We start from the raw sequence: 13208 nt of genomic DNA, 5'->3' as shown, positions 1-13208 counted from the left end.
CGACGAGGCGCATCAGGACCCGCCCCCCGCCGCGGCCCGCTCCGCCGTCGCGCCGGGCTCCCGCCACGGCGGGTCGACCGGGTCGGCGCGCCGCACGAGCGCCTCCAGCTCGGCCAGGCGCGCGTCGCGCTCGGCCACCTCGTCGCGGACGCGGTCGAGCACGGCGTCCACCTCGTCCATGCGGTAGCCGCGCAGCCCGAGGGAGAAGCGCACGCGGTCGAGGTCGTCGGCGGCCAGCGGACCGTCGGGCAGCGCCCGCAGCGGCCTGCTCGTCGTCGGCTCGTCCAGCCCGCCGGGGATGCGGCCGAGCGCGACGGCGACCGCGCCGCCGGCCACCGCGACGGCCACGAGGAGCAGCACCAGGGTCACGGCGCGATCGTCCCAGGCTCGCGGGGCGCCGACGCGCCGGGGGCCGGGCCGGCCGCGACGTCCTCGCGCGGGGTGCCCCGGAGCCAGTCGCCGAGCACCTGGGCGCAGCGGTGCAGGTCCGAGACCGGGCACCGCTCGTCGTCGGCGTGGGCCAGCAGGGGGTCGCCGGGGCCGAAGTTGACGGCGGGCACGCCGAGGGCGCTGAAGCGGGCGACGTCGGTCCACCCGAGCTTGGCGCGGGGCTCCTCCCCCGTCACCGCGACGACGTCGGCCGCGGCGGGTCGGTCCAGGCCGGGGCGGGCGCCCTCCGCGCCGTCGGTGAGGACGACGTCGTAGCCGGCCAGCAGCTCGCGCAGGTCGGCCTCGGCCTGCGCCAGCGTCCGGTCGGGCGCGAAGCGGTGGTTGATCGTCACCACGCAGCGGTCCGGGACGACGTTGCCGGCGCCGCCGCCGCGGACGCCGACCGCCTGCAGGCTCTGGCGGTAGACCAGGCCGTCCACCTCCCGCTCGCCGGGGTCGTGGTCGGCCAGGAGCGCCAGCAGCGGCGCGGCCGCGTGCACGGCGTTGCGCCCGCGCCAGGGCCGCGCCGAGTGGGCGGGGACCCCGGTGAGGGTCACCTCGACGCGCAGGGTCCCGTTGCAGCCGCCCTCGACGGCCGCGGACGTGGGCTCGCCGAGCACGGCGACGTCGCCGGCCAGCCAGTCCGGGTGGTTGGCGGCCAGGCGGCCCAGGCCGTTGAGGGAGGCCTCCACCTCCTCGTGGTCGTAGAAGACCCAGGTGACGTCCCGGGACGGCTCCACGAGCGACGCGGCGAGCGAGAGCGCTACGGCCACACCGCCCTTCATGTCGGCCGTGCCGCGGCCGTGCACCACCTCGTCGGCGCCGGAGCCCGTGCGCCACGTCGGCAGGTTGGGGCTGCCGTCCTCGCGCCGGCCCAGCGGGACGGTGTCGAGGTGCCCCGCCACGACGACCCGCGAGGAGCGGCCCAGGCGGGTGCGCGCCACGACGGCGTCCCCGTCGCGCAGCACCTCCAGGTGCGCGCAGCCCGTGAGGGCGGCCTCCACGGCGTCGGCCAGGCGCGCCTCGTCCCCGCTGACCGACTCGAGGTCGCACACGGCCTGCAGCAGGTCCGCGAGGTCGGCTGCGAGGTCGAGGACGGCGGGCTGCGGCGGCGCGGTCGTCATGCCGGGAAGGGTAGGGCGCCGGGGCCCGCCGGGCGGGCGCGCGCCGCGGCGCCGGGGAGGGTGCGCGCGAGGGCCGGCGGGCGAGGCGCGGCGGTCCGCGCGCCGCGCCCCCGGTAGCCTCGGCGCCATGCCGGACGCCTCCGACCAGACCTCCGACACGAGCGCTCCCGAGGCCCGCTGGGCCTGGGGCTACGGGCTGGCCACCAGCACCGACGACGGCGCCGTCCTCGACACCTGGTACCCCGCACCGGCTCTCGGGTACCCCGGCGACGACCCTGGGCCCTTCGGCGTCCCCGCCGACCTGGCGGCCCTCGAGGGCACCGACCCGCGGCGCGGCGTCCGCACGCACGTCGTGCGCACCGTCGTCGACCTCGACGCGGCCCCCGCCGACGTGCCGGACGCCTACCTGCGCCTGCACCTGCTCTCCGCCCGCCTCGTGCGCCCCCACGGCGTCGACCTCACCGGCCTGTTCGGCGTGCTGCCGACCGTCGTGTGGACCTCCGCCGGCCCCTGCGCGGTCGAGGGCTTCGAGGACGTGCGCACCCGGCTGCTGGCCGCCCGCGGCGAGCGCGTCACCGTGCTCGGCGTCGACAAGTTCCCCCGCATGACCGACTACGTGCTGCCGTCCGGGGTGCGCGTGGCGGACGCCTCCCGCGTGCGGCTCGGGGCGCACCTCGCGCCCGGCACCACGGTCATGCACGAGGGCTTCGTGAACTTCAACGCCGGGACCCTCGGCGCCTCGATGGTCGAGGGGCGCATCAGCGCGGGCGTCGTGGTCGGCGACGGCTCGGACGTCGGCGGGGGGTCGTCGATCATGGGGACGCTGTCCGGCGGCGGCACCGAGGTCATCTCCGTGGGCGAGCGGTGCCTGCTCGGCGCCAACGCCGGGATCGGCATCTCGCTCGGGGACGACTGCGTCGTCGAGGCCGGGCTGTACGTGACGGCGGGCACGAAGGTGTCCGTCGTCGACCCGCAGACGCGCGAGGTCGCCCGCGTGGTCAAGGCCCGCGAGCTGTCCGGCGTCGACGGCCTCCAGCTGTGGCGCGACTCCACGACGGGCGCCGTCGAGGCGCGGACCCGCAGCGGCTCCTGGGGCGCGCTCAACGCGGCGCTGCACGCGAACTGACGACGCCGGCTCCCCGACGCGCCGTGCCGTCCTCCTCCGCGCGCCGCCGGGCGTCCGCCGAGCGCCGCCGGCGCCTGGGCCGCACAGCCGCCGTCGCCGCGCTCCTGCTCGGCGCCACCGCCGTCGTCGGCGCGGTGGTGGTGCGGGAGGTGGACGTGCCGGTCGTCAGCCCGCGCTGCACGGCCTCGGCCAGCGGCGACGAGCACACCCTGACGGCCGACCGCGCCGCGGTGGCAGCGCTCATCACCGCCCGGTCGCAGGCGCGGGGCCTGCCGCCCCGGGCCGCCACGATCGCCATCGCCACGGCGATCCAGGAGTCCGGCCTGCGCAACCTCGACCACGGCGACCGCGACTCCCTGGGCCTCTTCCAGCAGCGGCCCTCCCAGGGCTGGGGCACCCCCGAGCAGGTGCAGGACCCGCTCTACGCCACCGAGGCCTTCTACGACGGCCTCGTGGAGGTCGACGACTACGCGTCGATGGACGTCACGGTCGCCGCCCAGGAGGTGCAGCGCTCGGGGTTCCCCACGGCCTACGCCGACCACGAGCCGGAGGCGCGCGTCCTGGCCTCGGCCCTGACCGGCCACTCCCCCGCCTCCCTCGTGTGCCGGCTGCCCGACGTGGAGGTCAGCGGCACGCCCCAAGTGCCGGGCGAGGACGGTCTCGCCCCCCGCGCGCGTGCGGTGGTCGAGGAGGCCGCGGCCCAGCTCGGCGAGCAGGACCTGGCTCCGCTCGACGACGACGCCTCCGGCACCGTGCTGGACCGCTCCTACGGCGAGGGCGAGGAGGGCACCCGCGCCGGCTGGGCCCTCGCGCACTGGGCGGTGGCCCGCGCCGTCAGCACGGACGTCGTCGAGGTGGCCACCGACGGGCGCCGCTGGGTGCGCGGCGAGGCCGCGTGGACGCCGGACGCCTCCGCGCCGGGCCCGGGGGTCGTGCGCCTGACCGTCGCCGGCTGACCGGGGCCGACTGACGCAGACCCGGGACACCGACCACGCTCGCACCGGCGCCCCGCACTCAGCGTCCCCGGTCCGGCGTCCCCGGTCCGGCGTCCCCGGTCCGGCGTCCCCGGTCCGGCGTCCCCGGTCCGGCGAGCCAGCCCCCGGCGCGGCGCCGGCGCCGCCTCAGGGCCGGGCGCCACCGAGGTCGAGCTCGCCGGCGTCGACGAGCGAGCGCACGGCCTGGCGGCAGGTCTCGGCCGAGGAGTACCGGGGCTCGTGGCCGAGCACCTCGCGGCCGCGACGCGTGCTGGCGCTGTGGCTGCGCAGCAGGTGGGCGCGGCTGGCCTCGACGTGCTCGGGCGCCGTCGTCTCGGCGAAGCGCTCCCAGCTGACCTGCTCGAGGACGGCCTCGCGGCCGAACCAGGCGGCAGCGGCCCGGGCGAGCCCGCGCGACGTCATGGCCTGCGGGGAGACGGCGTGGAAGGCCTGCCCCGCCGCCGCGTCGCGCCGCTCGAGCGAGCGCTCGAACAGCGCGGCGACGTCGTCGGCGTGGACGTGGTGCATGAGCTCCGAGCCCGAGCCCGGCAGCACCAGCGGCTCGCCGGCCGCGAGCGCCTGCCAGGTGCGCGGGTCGAGGTTGCCCGCCGGCGTGATGCAGGGCCAGCCCGGCCCGCTGATGTGGCCGGGGTGGACCACGGTGCTGACGAGCCCGCCGCGGCGGGTCTCCTCGACCAGCAGGTGCTCGATCGCGTCCTTCTGGACGCCGTAGTCGCCGTAGGGCTCCCGGTCGTCGTCCTCGTCCATGGGGGCGACGGTGCTGTCGCCGTGCACCCAGACGGTCCCGCAGTGGACGTGGTGGTCGACCCGGCCCCGCAGGCCCTCCACCAGCTGCTCCGCGGAGGCGGGCGTGAAGCAGACGAGGTCGACGACGGCGTCGGGGCGCAGGTCGATCACGCGACCGGCGAAGGTCCCGGCCGCGTCCTCGGCGTCCCGGTCCACCCGCACGCGCTCGACCGACGACCAGGCGTCGTCGGGCGAGTAGGGCTCCCGCTCGCCGCGGCTCATCGCGACCACCTCGTGGCCCGCGCGCACCAGCCGCGGCACCAGGTAGGTGCCGATGTGGCCGGTCGCGCCGACGACGACGACCCTCACGCGGCACCCGCCGCGGACGAGGTCCGGACGTCGTGCAGGGCCCGGCGCTTGACGGCCTCGCCGAAGACGGACAGGCCCGCGCCCTGCAGCAGCAGCCCCACCGTCCCCCCGAGGACCCAGCGGCGCCGGGACGCGCCCGTGCCGCGGCCGACGGCGGCGTCGCCCGTGACGCAGGTCCCGGCGCCGAGGAGCACCAGCCCGAGCGGCGCCAGCCGCGCCCACGCGCGCAGGTCGTCGTCGGGGGCGGTCAGCGCGCCGAGCGCCCGGGTGCCGGGGCCGCCGTCGGCCGCCACGTCAGCGCTGGCCGATCGGCACGTACGCGCGCTCGGGCTCGCCGACGTAGACCTGGCGCGGGCGCCCGATCTTGGTCTGCGGGTCCTCCATCATCTCGCGCCACTGGGCGATCCAGCCCGGCAGGCGGCCGATGGCGAACAGGACGGTGAACATCCGCGTCGGGAAGCCCATCGCCTTGTAGATCAGGCCGGTGTAGAAGTCCACGTTCGGGTACAGCTTGCGCTCGACGAAGTAGTCGTCGCGCAGGGCGATCTCCTCGAGCCGCAGCGCCACGTCGAGGCGCGGGTCGTTGACGCCGAGCTGCTCGAGCACGCGGTCGGCCGTCTTCTTGACGATGGCGGCGCGCGGGTCGTAGTTCTTGTAGACCCGGTGGCCGAAGCCCATCAGCCGGACGCCCTTCTCCTTCTTCTTCACGCGCTCCATGAAGGTGTCGACGTCGTCGCCGCTGGCGATGATGTCGTCCAGCATGGTCAGCACCGCCGAGTTGGCACCGCCGTGCAGCGGCCCCGACAGCGCGTGGATGCCCGCGGAGACCGACGCGTAGAGGTTCGCCTGGCCCGAGCCCACCATCCGCACCGTCGACGTGGAGCAGTTCTGCTCGTGATCGGCGTGCAGGATGAAGAGCTGGTCCAGGGCCGAGGCCAGCGCGGGGTCGACCTCGTAGGGCTCGGCCGGGAAGCCGAAGGTCATCCGGAGGAAGTTCTCCACCAGGCCGAGGGAGTTGTCCGGGTACAGGAAGGGCTGGCCCAGCGTCTTCTTGTGCGCGTAGGCCGCGATCGTGGGGAGCTTCGCCATCAGCCGGACGGTCGAGAGGTCCACGGCGCGGCGGTCGAACGGGTCGAGGCTGTCCTCGTAGAACGTGGACAGCGCGGAGACGGCCGAGCTCAGGACCGGCATGGGGTGGGCGTTCGAGGGGAAGCCGTTGAAGAAGTTCTTCAGGTCCTCGTGCAGCAGCGTGTGCCGGCTGAGGCTCGAGGAGAACTCCTCGAGCTCGGCGGCGCTGGGCAGGTTCCCGTGGATGAGCAGGTAGCTCGTCTCGAGGAAGGTCGAGCCCTCGGCCAGCTGCTCGATCGGGTAGCCGCGGTAGCGCAGGATGCCGGCGTCGCCGTCGATGTAGGTGATCTCGGAGCGGCACGACGCCGTGTTGACGAAGCCCGGGTCGAGCGTGACCTGGCCCGTCTCCTTCAGCAGCTTCGAGACGTCGATGCCCGAGCTGCCCTCGGTCGCCGGCACGGTCGCGAGCGGGAGCTCGCCGCCGGGGTGGTGCAGCACGCTCCCCTCGGGGGAGGCGGGGGCGGTGGCGGCCTGGTCCTCGGTCACGGGCGTCTCCTCGCAGCAGCGCGGCTCCGGTGCGGGCCGCTCGTGGTCGTCGGGCCGCCCGCGGCTCCCGCTCGACCGGTGCCGCGTCGTCGGGGCGCTCCGCGAGGGCGCGACTCGCACGCTACCGGGCGGCGCCGACGCGCGGCGAACGCCGGTCGCAGCGGCTCCGGGGAGCGCCGGGGTCAGCCGTGCAGGCGCTGGGCCGCTGCGGCGACGCGCTCGTCGCTCGCGGTGAGCGCCACCCGCACGTGCTGCTCCCCCGCGGCGCCGTAGAAGGACCCGGGCGCCACGAGCACCCCCAGGTCGGCGAGGCGGGCCACGGTGGCCAGGGCCGGCTCCCCGAACGTCGTCCACAGGTAGAGCCCCGCGACCGACCCGTCGACCCGTCCTCCGGCGGCCTCCAGCGCCGGGCGCAGGACGTCCCGGCGCGCGCGGTAGCGCTCCTTCTGCTCGGCGACGTGCGCGTCGTCCTCCAGCGCCGTGCGCAGGACCTCCTGCACCGGCCGCGGCACGATCACGCCGGCGTGCTTGCGCACCGCGACGAGCGCCCGCACCAGCGCGGGGCACCCGGCGACGAACGCCGCCCGGTAGCCCGCGAGGTTGGACTGCTTGGACAGCGAGTACACGGCGAGGACGCCGCTCGGGTCGTCCCCGACGACGCGGGGGTCCAGCACGCTCGGCACGACGACGTCGCCGCGGGCGTCGACGTCCAGGCCCTCCGCGGGCCCGTCCGCCGGGGCGCGCCAGCCCAGCTCGGCGTAGCACTCGTCGCTCGCGACCACGACGTCGTGCTCGCGCGCCCAGGCCACGACGGCGGCGAGGCGCTCCACCGGGTCGACCGCGCCCGTGGGGTTGGACGGCGAGTTCAGCCACACGAGCCGGATGCGCCCCGTGCCGCCGCCGGGCAGCTCCACCTGCGGGGAGGCCAGCGAGGCGACGTCGTCCAGCGCCAGGGGCGCCGCGCCCGCCAGGCGGGCGCCGACGTCGTACGTCGGGTAGGCGGCGGCCGGGTGGGCGACCACGTCGCCCGGGCCGAGGCCGAGCAGCGTCGGCAGCCACGCGACCAGCTCCTTGGACCCGGGCGTCGGCATCACCCCGTCCGGGTCGAGCTCCGGGACGCCGCGGCGACGGGCGAACCAGCCCGCCACGGCCTCGCGCACCGCGGGGGTGCCCCACACCTGCGGGTACCCCGGGGAGTCCGAGGCCGCGGCGAGCGCGTCGCGCAGCAGCGCCGGCGTCGGGTCCACGGGGGTGCCGACGGACAGGTCGACGATGCCGCCGGGCACCCGCCGCGCCCGCTCCGCGTGCGGCACGAGCGCGTCCCACGGGAAGTCGGGCAGCGCCAGGCGCCCGGCACCTCCGCCGAGCGCCCCGGCGCCGGTCACGACGGCGCTCAGCTGTCGTGCTCCTGCGGCGGGAGGGCCGTGACCACCGGGTGGTCCTTGTGGATGAGGCCCATCTTCGCCGCGCCGCCGGGCGATCCCAGGTCGTCGAAGAACTCCACGTTGGCCGCCGTGAAGGCGCTCCACTGCTCGGGGACGTCGTCCTCGTAGTAGATGGCCTCCACCGGGCAGACCGGCTCGCAGGCGCCGCAGTCCACGCACTCGTCCGGGTGGATGTAGAGGGCGCGCTCGCCCTCGTAGATGCAGTCGACCGGGCACTCCTCGATGCAGGCCTTGTCCTTGAGGTCGACGCAGGGCTGGGCGATGACGTACGTCACGGGTCGTACCTTCCGGGGCGGTCGAGGGCGTCCCCCGGCGTGCGGCGAGGGGACGGCGGAACGCGCGTCAATCTACCCGCCGGCGCTCCCCCCGCCCGGCCGGTCCGACCGCCGGACGACGGCCGGGGCGCGAGGCGCCACCCGCTCGGGCCCGGGCCGGCGGGTCGCGGGACGGCGGGGCCCTCCGCTCCTGCGCTCCGTGGCAGCCTTCCGCCGTGCCGAGCCCCCTCCCGCCCCCCGGCGACCCCGCGCGCCCGCCCGCCGCGGAGCGGAGCCGCAGCGCGCTGCCGCCCTCGGCGGTCGGGGGGCGCGTCGTCGTGCGGCACCGGCTGCCCGACGGCGCGGCGAGCGACGTCGTGGGCGTCCTCGAGCGCGCCGGGGAGGTCCTGGCCGTGCGCCGGGGCGACGGGGCGCTCGTCGAGGTCCCGGCGGGCGACGTCGTCGCCGCCCGCCGCGTGCCGCCGCGGGTGCGCCGTCCGCGCGCCGGCGAGCCGGTCGTCGGCGTCCTGGACCTCGAGGCCGTCCTCGCCCGCGCGTGGCAGCCGGCGGACGTCGCCCGGACCGGCCGGTGGCTCCTGCGCTCCGCCGGCGACCGCACGCGGCGCGCCAGCTCGGTGCTCGTCCTCGGCGAGCCCGGCCCGACGGGCGCCCCGTCGACCGGCGCGGGGGCGGCCGGCGACCCGGGGCCCGCGGCGGGCACGGCCGACGACCTCGGACGGGCGGTGGAGGCCGCGGGCGACTGGCTCTCCGCCCGCGGCTCCACCCCCCGCTTCCAGCTGCCGCGGTCGACGGGCGCGCCGGTGGGCGCCGCTGCGCGCGCGGACGCGGCCGGCCTCGCGGCCGTCGCCGACGTCGACGCCGAGCTGGCCCGGCGCGGGTGGTCGCTCGTCAGCCCCACGACCGTGATGGTCGGGGCCCTGCAGGCGCTGGCCGCCCCGGGGGCCGCCGGACCGCCGGCCGGCCCGGGGTCCTCGGGCGCCGGCGCTCGGGCCGGGGCGCCGCGCGTGCTCGTGAGCGCTGCCCCGGACGCCGCGTGGACGGCGCTCGTGCGGCCCGGCGCCGTCGACGACCCTGTCGTGGACGGCCTCCTCCGCTCGGCGCCCGCGCAGGCCTTCGCCGTCGTCCGCGAGGACGTGGACGAGGGCGAGGCCGGTGCTGCCGCGGCCGCCGGGCGCATGGCCGTGGCTGACGGGTGGGCGGTGCTGACCGACCTCGCCGTGGCGACCGGGCACCGCCGCCGGGGCCTCGCCCGCGCCGTCGTGGCCGCGCTCGCCGTCTGGGCGGGCGAGCGCGGCGCCGACCGCGTCGCCCTGCAGGTGGCCGACGGCAACGACCGCGCGCGGTCCCTGTACGAGTCCCTCGGCCTCGTCGAGCACCACCGGTACGCCTACCGCGAGGCGCCCTCTCCCCGCTGACGCCACGGCGGGCGCCGTCCAGCGCCCCGCGCGGCGCTGGACGTCGGACCGGGTCAGACGCAGGTGATCCCGGGCACCGGGTCGTAGCGGACGACGTCGCGGTCGTCGTGGACGACGCCGCCGGCCCGGGTCACGGTGCGCGTGACGGTCACCGTGAAGCCCTCGCCGGCGGTCGAGGGGATGCAGTCGTCGTCGTCGATCTCGCGGCTCTCCGGCTGGGTGATGTTCCGCCGCGAGCTGGTGGAGGTCTCGACGTCGCTCACGTCCGTGCCCCAGAAGCGGACGGTCACGTCGCCGGAGCTGCTGCTGCCGGCGCTCATCTGGATGAGGACGCCGGTGCTCGTGTCGTTGCGGAAGCGCATGTCGATGCTGTTGAAGTCCAGCGTCGCCTCGCGCCCCTCGGGGTAGCGGGAGATGTAGAAGGAGTGCGGCTGGTGGTCCAGCAGCTCCAGGCCCGCGAAGAACGCGCCGTTGTAGAGCGTCGTCGAGATCTGGGAGACCCCGCCGCCGTAGCTCTCCACGTAGCGGCCGCCGCTGATGATCGTCGCCTCGGCGTAGCCGGCGGCCGCCGTCCGGCGCCCCAGCACCTCGTTGAGGTCGAACACCTCGCCGGGGGCCAGCAGCGTCTCGTCCACCGCGCGCGCCGCGGTGCGCACGTTCTGCAGGCGCCCGGCGTTGCTGCCGCGCAGCGGCGTCGAGAACTCGGCGATGACCTCGGTGACGCCGAGCGCCTCCACGTCCGCGGTCGTCCGCTCCGGCTGGACTTCCTGCGAGGTCACCACGGCCACGCGCTCGGGGCCCGGCGGCACCGCAAGGGCCTCCAGGGCCGCGGGCCCCAGGGCGTCGGCGGCGACGCTGCGCCCGACCACGGCCGGGACCACGACGGGCCGGCCGTCCTGCAGCTCGAGCGAGGCGTCCTGCGCCTCGGCGTCGAGGTCGGGCTCGACCTCGAGCAGTGCGCTGCGCAGCGCCTCGGCGTCGACGACGGGCGCGAGAGCGCCGTCCTCCCCCGGCTCCGCGGAGAGCGCGGGCGCGAACGCCGGCACGGGCACCTCGGCGGTCGCCGTGCCCACGCGCACCGGCAGGGGGCCCGCCACCGCGGGCTCGGCGAAGGAGGCCACGAAGGCGTCGACCGCCTCGGCGTCCACCGCCGGTGCCGGGGCCTCGGCGGGCAGCTCGAGGGCCTCCGGCGCGGCTTGGTCGAGGACCCCCGGCCAGGCCTCCTCCAGCGCGGCGGCCGCGGCCTCGCGGTCCAGGGCGGTGCCGGGCACGGCGGCGACGACGTCGTAGCCCTCGGCGTCGAAGACGACGTCCCCCTCCACGGGCGCGGCGTCCACCCGCCCGGCGAGGTCCTCGACGGCGGCGGCGAGGGCGTCGTCGTCGACGGTCGTCTCGGGCGCGACCTCCTCGCCCCGGTCCGCGACGTGCGCCCACAGGACCCGCGGGTCCAGGGAGAAGCCGACCAGCCCGTCCGCGGTCGCCCTCGGGTCGAGCGCCAGACCGGCGTCGGCGGGCACCACCTCGGCGCCGGTGCCGAGCACGTCGACCGCCAGCGGCTCCTCGGCGCGCGGCAGGAGGTCCTGCGCCAGGCGCTGCTCGGCCTCGTCGCGGTCCAGGCCGCCCAGCGGGACGCCGGCCACCGTCGTGCCCGAGGGCACGCGGTCCGCCGTCAGGGCGGCCGCCGCGCCGTACCCGCCCAGGACGAGGACGGCGGCGGCCCCGACGCCCCACGGCCAGCGGCGCCTCCGGGCGGCGGTCCCCCTCCCCTCGCCGGTGGGTGGCTCCGTCGGGGAGCCCGGGGTGCTGGCGTCGTCAGCAGGAGGCACCCGGCGATGCTACGGGGACCGACCGGTGCGCCCGGCACCCGCCGCCGGGCGGTCGGTGCCCCCGGCACCCGCCGCCGGGCGGGTCGGGCCTCGCCGGACGTGCGCCCGGCGGGACGCGCTCCGGCGGTCAGAGCTCGGCGTAGGCGCCGCGGTGGTGGAGCAGCGGGCGGACGCCGTCCGGGGCCAGCGCGACGTCGAGCACGCGCCCGACGAGGACGACGTGGGTGCCCGCGGGGTGCTCGGCCTCCGTGGCGCACTCGAGCGTCGCGACGGAGTCCTCGAGCAGCGCGGCGCCCGTGCGCGGGCCGCGCCGGTGGGGCACGCGGGCGAGCTGGTCGACGACGGGCCGGCCCGGCGTCGCGAGCCACGCCGCCGCGGGCCGCGCGCTCGTGGACAGGATGCTCAGCCCCCAGGTGCGGGTCTCCTCGACCGCGTCGTAGAAGCGCGCGTCGGCGTGCACGCACACGAGCACGAGGAGCGGGTCGAGCGAGACCGACGCGAAGCTGCTGACGGTGATGGCGTGGTCGTGGCTGCCCTGGCGCGTGCTGACGACGCAGACCCCGCTGGCGAACCGCCCGGCGGCGCGGCGGTAGGTGTCGACGTCGACGGTCGCCGCCGCGGTGCCGGGCTCGCGGTCCCCGCCGGGGACGGCCGGGCCCGCGGCCCCGGGGCTCAGGCCAGCCCCGCGAACAGGTCGGTCGCGGGCTCCCCGCCCGCGGGGCGCAGCGGCTCGCCGCGCAGGAGCCGGTAGCTCTCGACCCCCGACAGCGGCTGGTGCAGCCCGTTGGTCATGGCCAGCGAGGCCCGGCCCAGCTCCACCTGGCTCGCGTGGGCGCGCAGGGCCGCCACCTTGGCCGGCAGCTCGGCGGAGGCGTCCACGACGACGTCCACCTCCTCGGAGGCCACCGCGAGGCTCGGCAGCGCGCCGTCGGGGTCGATCGTCGCGAGGCCGGCCGCGCGCAGCTCCCGCAGGCCGGCCCGCAGCTGCTCGGCGTCCGCCACGTGCCCGAGCACCCGGGCGACGGACCACGGGGCCGCCCCGGACGGGTCCTCGGCCATCTCCACGGCGCGCAGGGTGAGCTCGTGCGCCCGCACGTGGTCGGGGTGCCCGTACCCGCCGCCGGGCTCGTAGGTGATGACGACCTGGGGCCGCACCTCCCGCAGCACCCGCGCCAGGTGCCCGGCCAGCTCCTCGAGCGGGGCCAGCGACAGCGCGCCCGCCGGCGCGTCGGGGGCGGGCACCGCCCGCGCGCTGGCGCCGTCGCCGCCCGCCTCGCCGTCCGGGAGGGGCGCCCAGGCCATCCCGGAGTCGCGGTAGCGGACCGGCTCGCCGTCCGGGCCCGTGGCGTCGGCGCCCAGGAGGCGCCGGTCCTCCAGCCCCAGCGCCTCGGCCGCCGCGGCCAGCTCCTGCACGCGCAGCTCCGCGAGCGCCTCCTCGTCGGCGTCCACCTCCGGGTGCTCGGCGAGGACGGACGGCAGCACCTCCCCCCGCTCGCCGCGGGTGCAGGTCACGAGCGTCACCGACGTGCCCGTCGCCGCCGCCGCCGCGGCGATGGTCGCGCCGGTGGCGATGGTCTCGTCGTCGGGGTGGGCGTGGACCAGGAGCAGCCGGTGCGGGGTGTCCAGGGCGTCCATGGCCTCGAGCTCGCCGGGCTCGAGCTCGCGCTCGACCGCCTCGTCCAGGGCGTCCGCCGCCTGCTGCAGCACGTCCTGCGCGACGTCCTGCCCCACGGCCAGCTCGGCGCCGTCGGCCGTCGGGGTGGCGCCGGGCGCCACGGGGTCGGGCTCGGCCGGGTGCTCGGGCGTCGTCGTCACGCCCGCCATCCTGCCCCGGGCCCGGCGCGTCCGGCGAGCGCTCTCCGCG

General features: G+C 77.9%; 13 protein-coding genes. 3 read left to right on the top strand and 10 right to left on the bottom strand.

Features of this window, described 5'->3' with window-relative positions:
* Window positions 1-12: 12 nt before the first annotated feature.
* Both Q0848_RS00795 and dapE read right to left on the bottom strand, forming a co-directional pair.
* Window positions 13-369: a DivIVA domain-containing protein gene (locus Q0848_RS00795; RefSeq protein WP_299033426.1), complete on the bottom strand. Its 357-nt coding sequence runs from the start codon at window positions 367-369 to the stop codon at window positions 13-15.
* Window positions 366-1553: a succinyl-diaminopimelate desuccinylase gene (gene dapE / locus Q0848_RS00790; protein ID WP_299033423.1), complete on the bottom strand. Its 1188-nt coding sequence runs from the start codon at window positions 1551-1553 to the stop codon at window positions 366-368. Before dapE ends, Q0848_RS00795 begins: the two co-directional genes overlap by 4 nt.
* Before the next feature lie 127 nt (window positions 1554-1680).
* Between dapE and dapD the strand changes: the two genes are divergently transcribed.
* Together dapD and Q0848_RS00780 are read left to right on the top strand one after the other, a co-directional pair.
* Window positions 1681-2679, top strand: a complete 999-nt coding sequence (dapD, locus tag Q0848_RS00785) for a 2,3,4,5-tetrahydropyridine-2,6-dicarboxylate N-succinyltransferase (protein WP_299033420.1) — start codon at window positions 1681-1683, stop codon at window positions 2677-2679.
* A gap of 23 nt (window positions 2680-2702) precedes the next feature.
* Window positions 2703-3635: a hypothetical protein gene (locus Q0848_RS00780; RefSeq protein WP_299033417.1), complete on the top strand. Its 933-nt coding sequence runs from the start codon at window positions 2703-2705 to the stop codon at window positions 3633-3635.
* Window positions 3636-3800: 165 nt separating this feature from the next.
* Here the strand turns inward: Q0848_RS00780 and Q0848_RS00775 are convergent, their stop codons facing one another.
* From Q0848_RS00775 to fdxA, 5 genes are all read right to left on the bottom strand, one after another.
* Window positions 3801-4769: an NAD-dependent epimerase/dehydratase family protein gene (locus Q0848_RS00775; protein ID WP_299033414.1), complete on the bottom strand. Its 969-nt coding sequence runs from the start codon at window positions 4767-4769 to the stop codon at window positions 3801-3803.
* Window positions 4766-5062 carry a hypothetical protein gene (locus tag Q0848_RS00770; RefSeq protein ID WP_299033411.1) on the bottom strand — a complete coding sequence of 99 codons (297 nt, stop codon included), beginning with the start codon at window positions 5060-5062 and terminating at the stop codon, window positions 4766-4768. The genes Q0848_RS00775 and Q0848_RS00770 overlap by 4 nt, the downstream gene beginning before the upstream one ends.
* 1 nt (window position 5063) lies before the next feature.
* Entirely contained in the window at window positions 5064-6383 is a 1320-nt protein-coding gene (locus tag Q0848_RS00765; protein ID WP_299033408.1) for a citrate synthase, read from the bottom strand.
* A gap of 182 nt (window positions 6384-6565) precedes the next feature.
* Window positions 6566-7768 carry a succinyldiaminopimelate transaminase gene (gene dapC, locus Q0848_RS00760; protein ID WP_299033405.1) on the bottom strand — a complete coding sequence of 401 codons (1203 nt, stop codon included), beginning with the start codon at window positions 7766-7768 and terminating at the stop codon, window positions 6566-6568.
* An 8-nt stretch (window positions 7769-7776) separates the two neighbouring features.
* Window positions 7777-8103, bottom strand: coding sequence for a ferredoxin (fdxA, locus tag Q0848_RS00755; RefSeq protein WP_299033402.1), 327 nt, complete (start codon window positions 8101-8103; stop codon window positions 7777-7779).
* Window positions 8104-8318: 215 nt separating this feature from the next.
* Here fdxA and Q0848_RS00750 point away from each other — a divergent pair, with 215 nt between their 5' ends.
* Window positions 8319-9518, top strand: coding sequence for an N-acetyltransferase (locus tag Q0848_RS00750; RefSeq protein ID WP_299033399.1), 1200 nt, complete (start codon window positions 8319-8321; stop codon window positions 9516-9518).
* Window positions 9519-9571: 53 nt separating this feature from the next.
* Here Q0848_RS00750 and Q0848_RS00745 read toward each other — a convergent pair whose 3' ends face one another.
* The 3 genes from Q0848_RS00745 to mshB all read right to left on the bottom strand — a co-directional run bounded on the left by Q0848_RS00745 (window position 9572) and on the right by mshB (window position 13159).
* Entirely contained in the window at window positions 9572-11344 is a 1773-nt protein-coding gene (locus tag Q0848_RS00745) for a VanW family protein (RefSeq protein WP_299033397.1), read from the bottom strand.
* Between the two features lie 127 nt (window positions 11345-11471).
* A complete protein-coding gene (locus Q0848_RS00740; protein ID WP_299034501.1) occupies window positions 11472-12020 on the bottom strand; it encodes a flavin reductase family protein in 549 nt (182 codons plus the stop codon).
* Window positions 12017-13159 (bottom strand): N-acetyl-1-D-myo-inositol-2-amino-2-deoxy-alpha-D-glucopyranoside deacetylase, encoded by a 1143-nt coding sequence (gene mshB, locus Q0848_RS00735; RefSeq protein WP_299033394.1) that lies wholly within the window; start codon window positions 13157-13159, stop codon window positions 12017-12019. The genes Q0848_RS00740 and mshB overlap by 4 nt, the downstream gene beginning before the upstream one ends.
* Between the last annotated feature and the right edge of the window lie 49 nt (window positions 13160-13208).

The sequence above is a fragment of the uncultured Pseudokineococcus sp. genome, from assembly GCF_947495735.1.
Lineage (GTDB): Bacteria > Actinomycetota > Actinomycetes > Actinomycetales > Quadrisphaeraceae > Pseudokineococcus.
The sequence above is the reverse complement of the archived record's forward strand: the minus strand, read 5'-3'. Positions and strand labels throughout refer to the sequence as shown.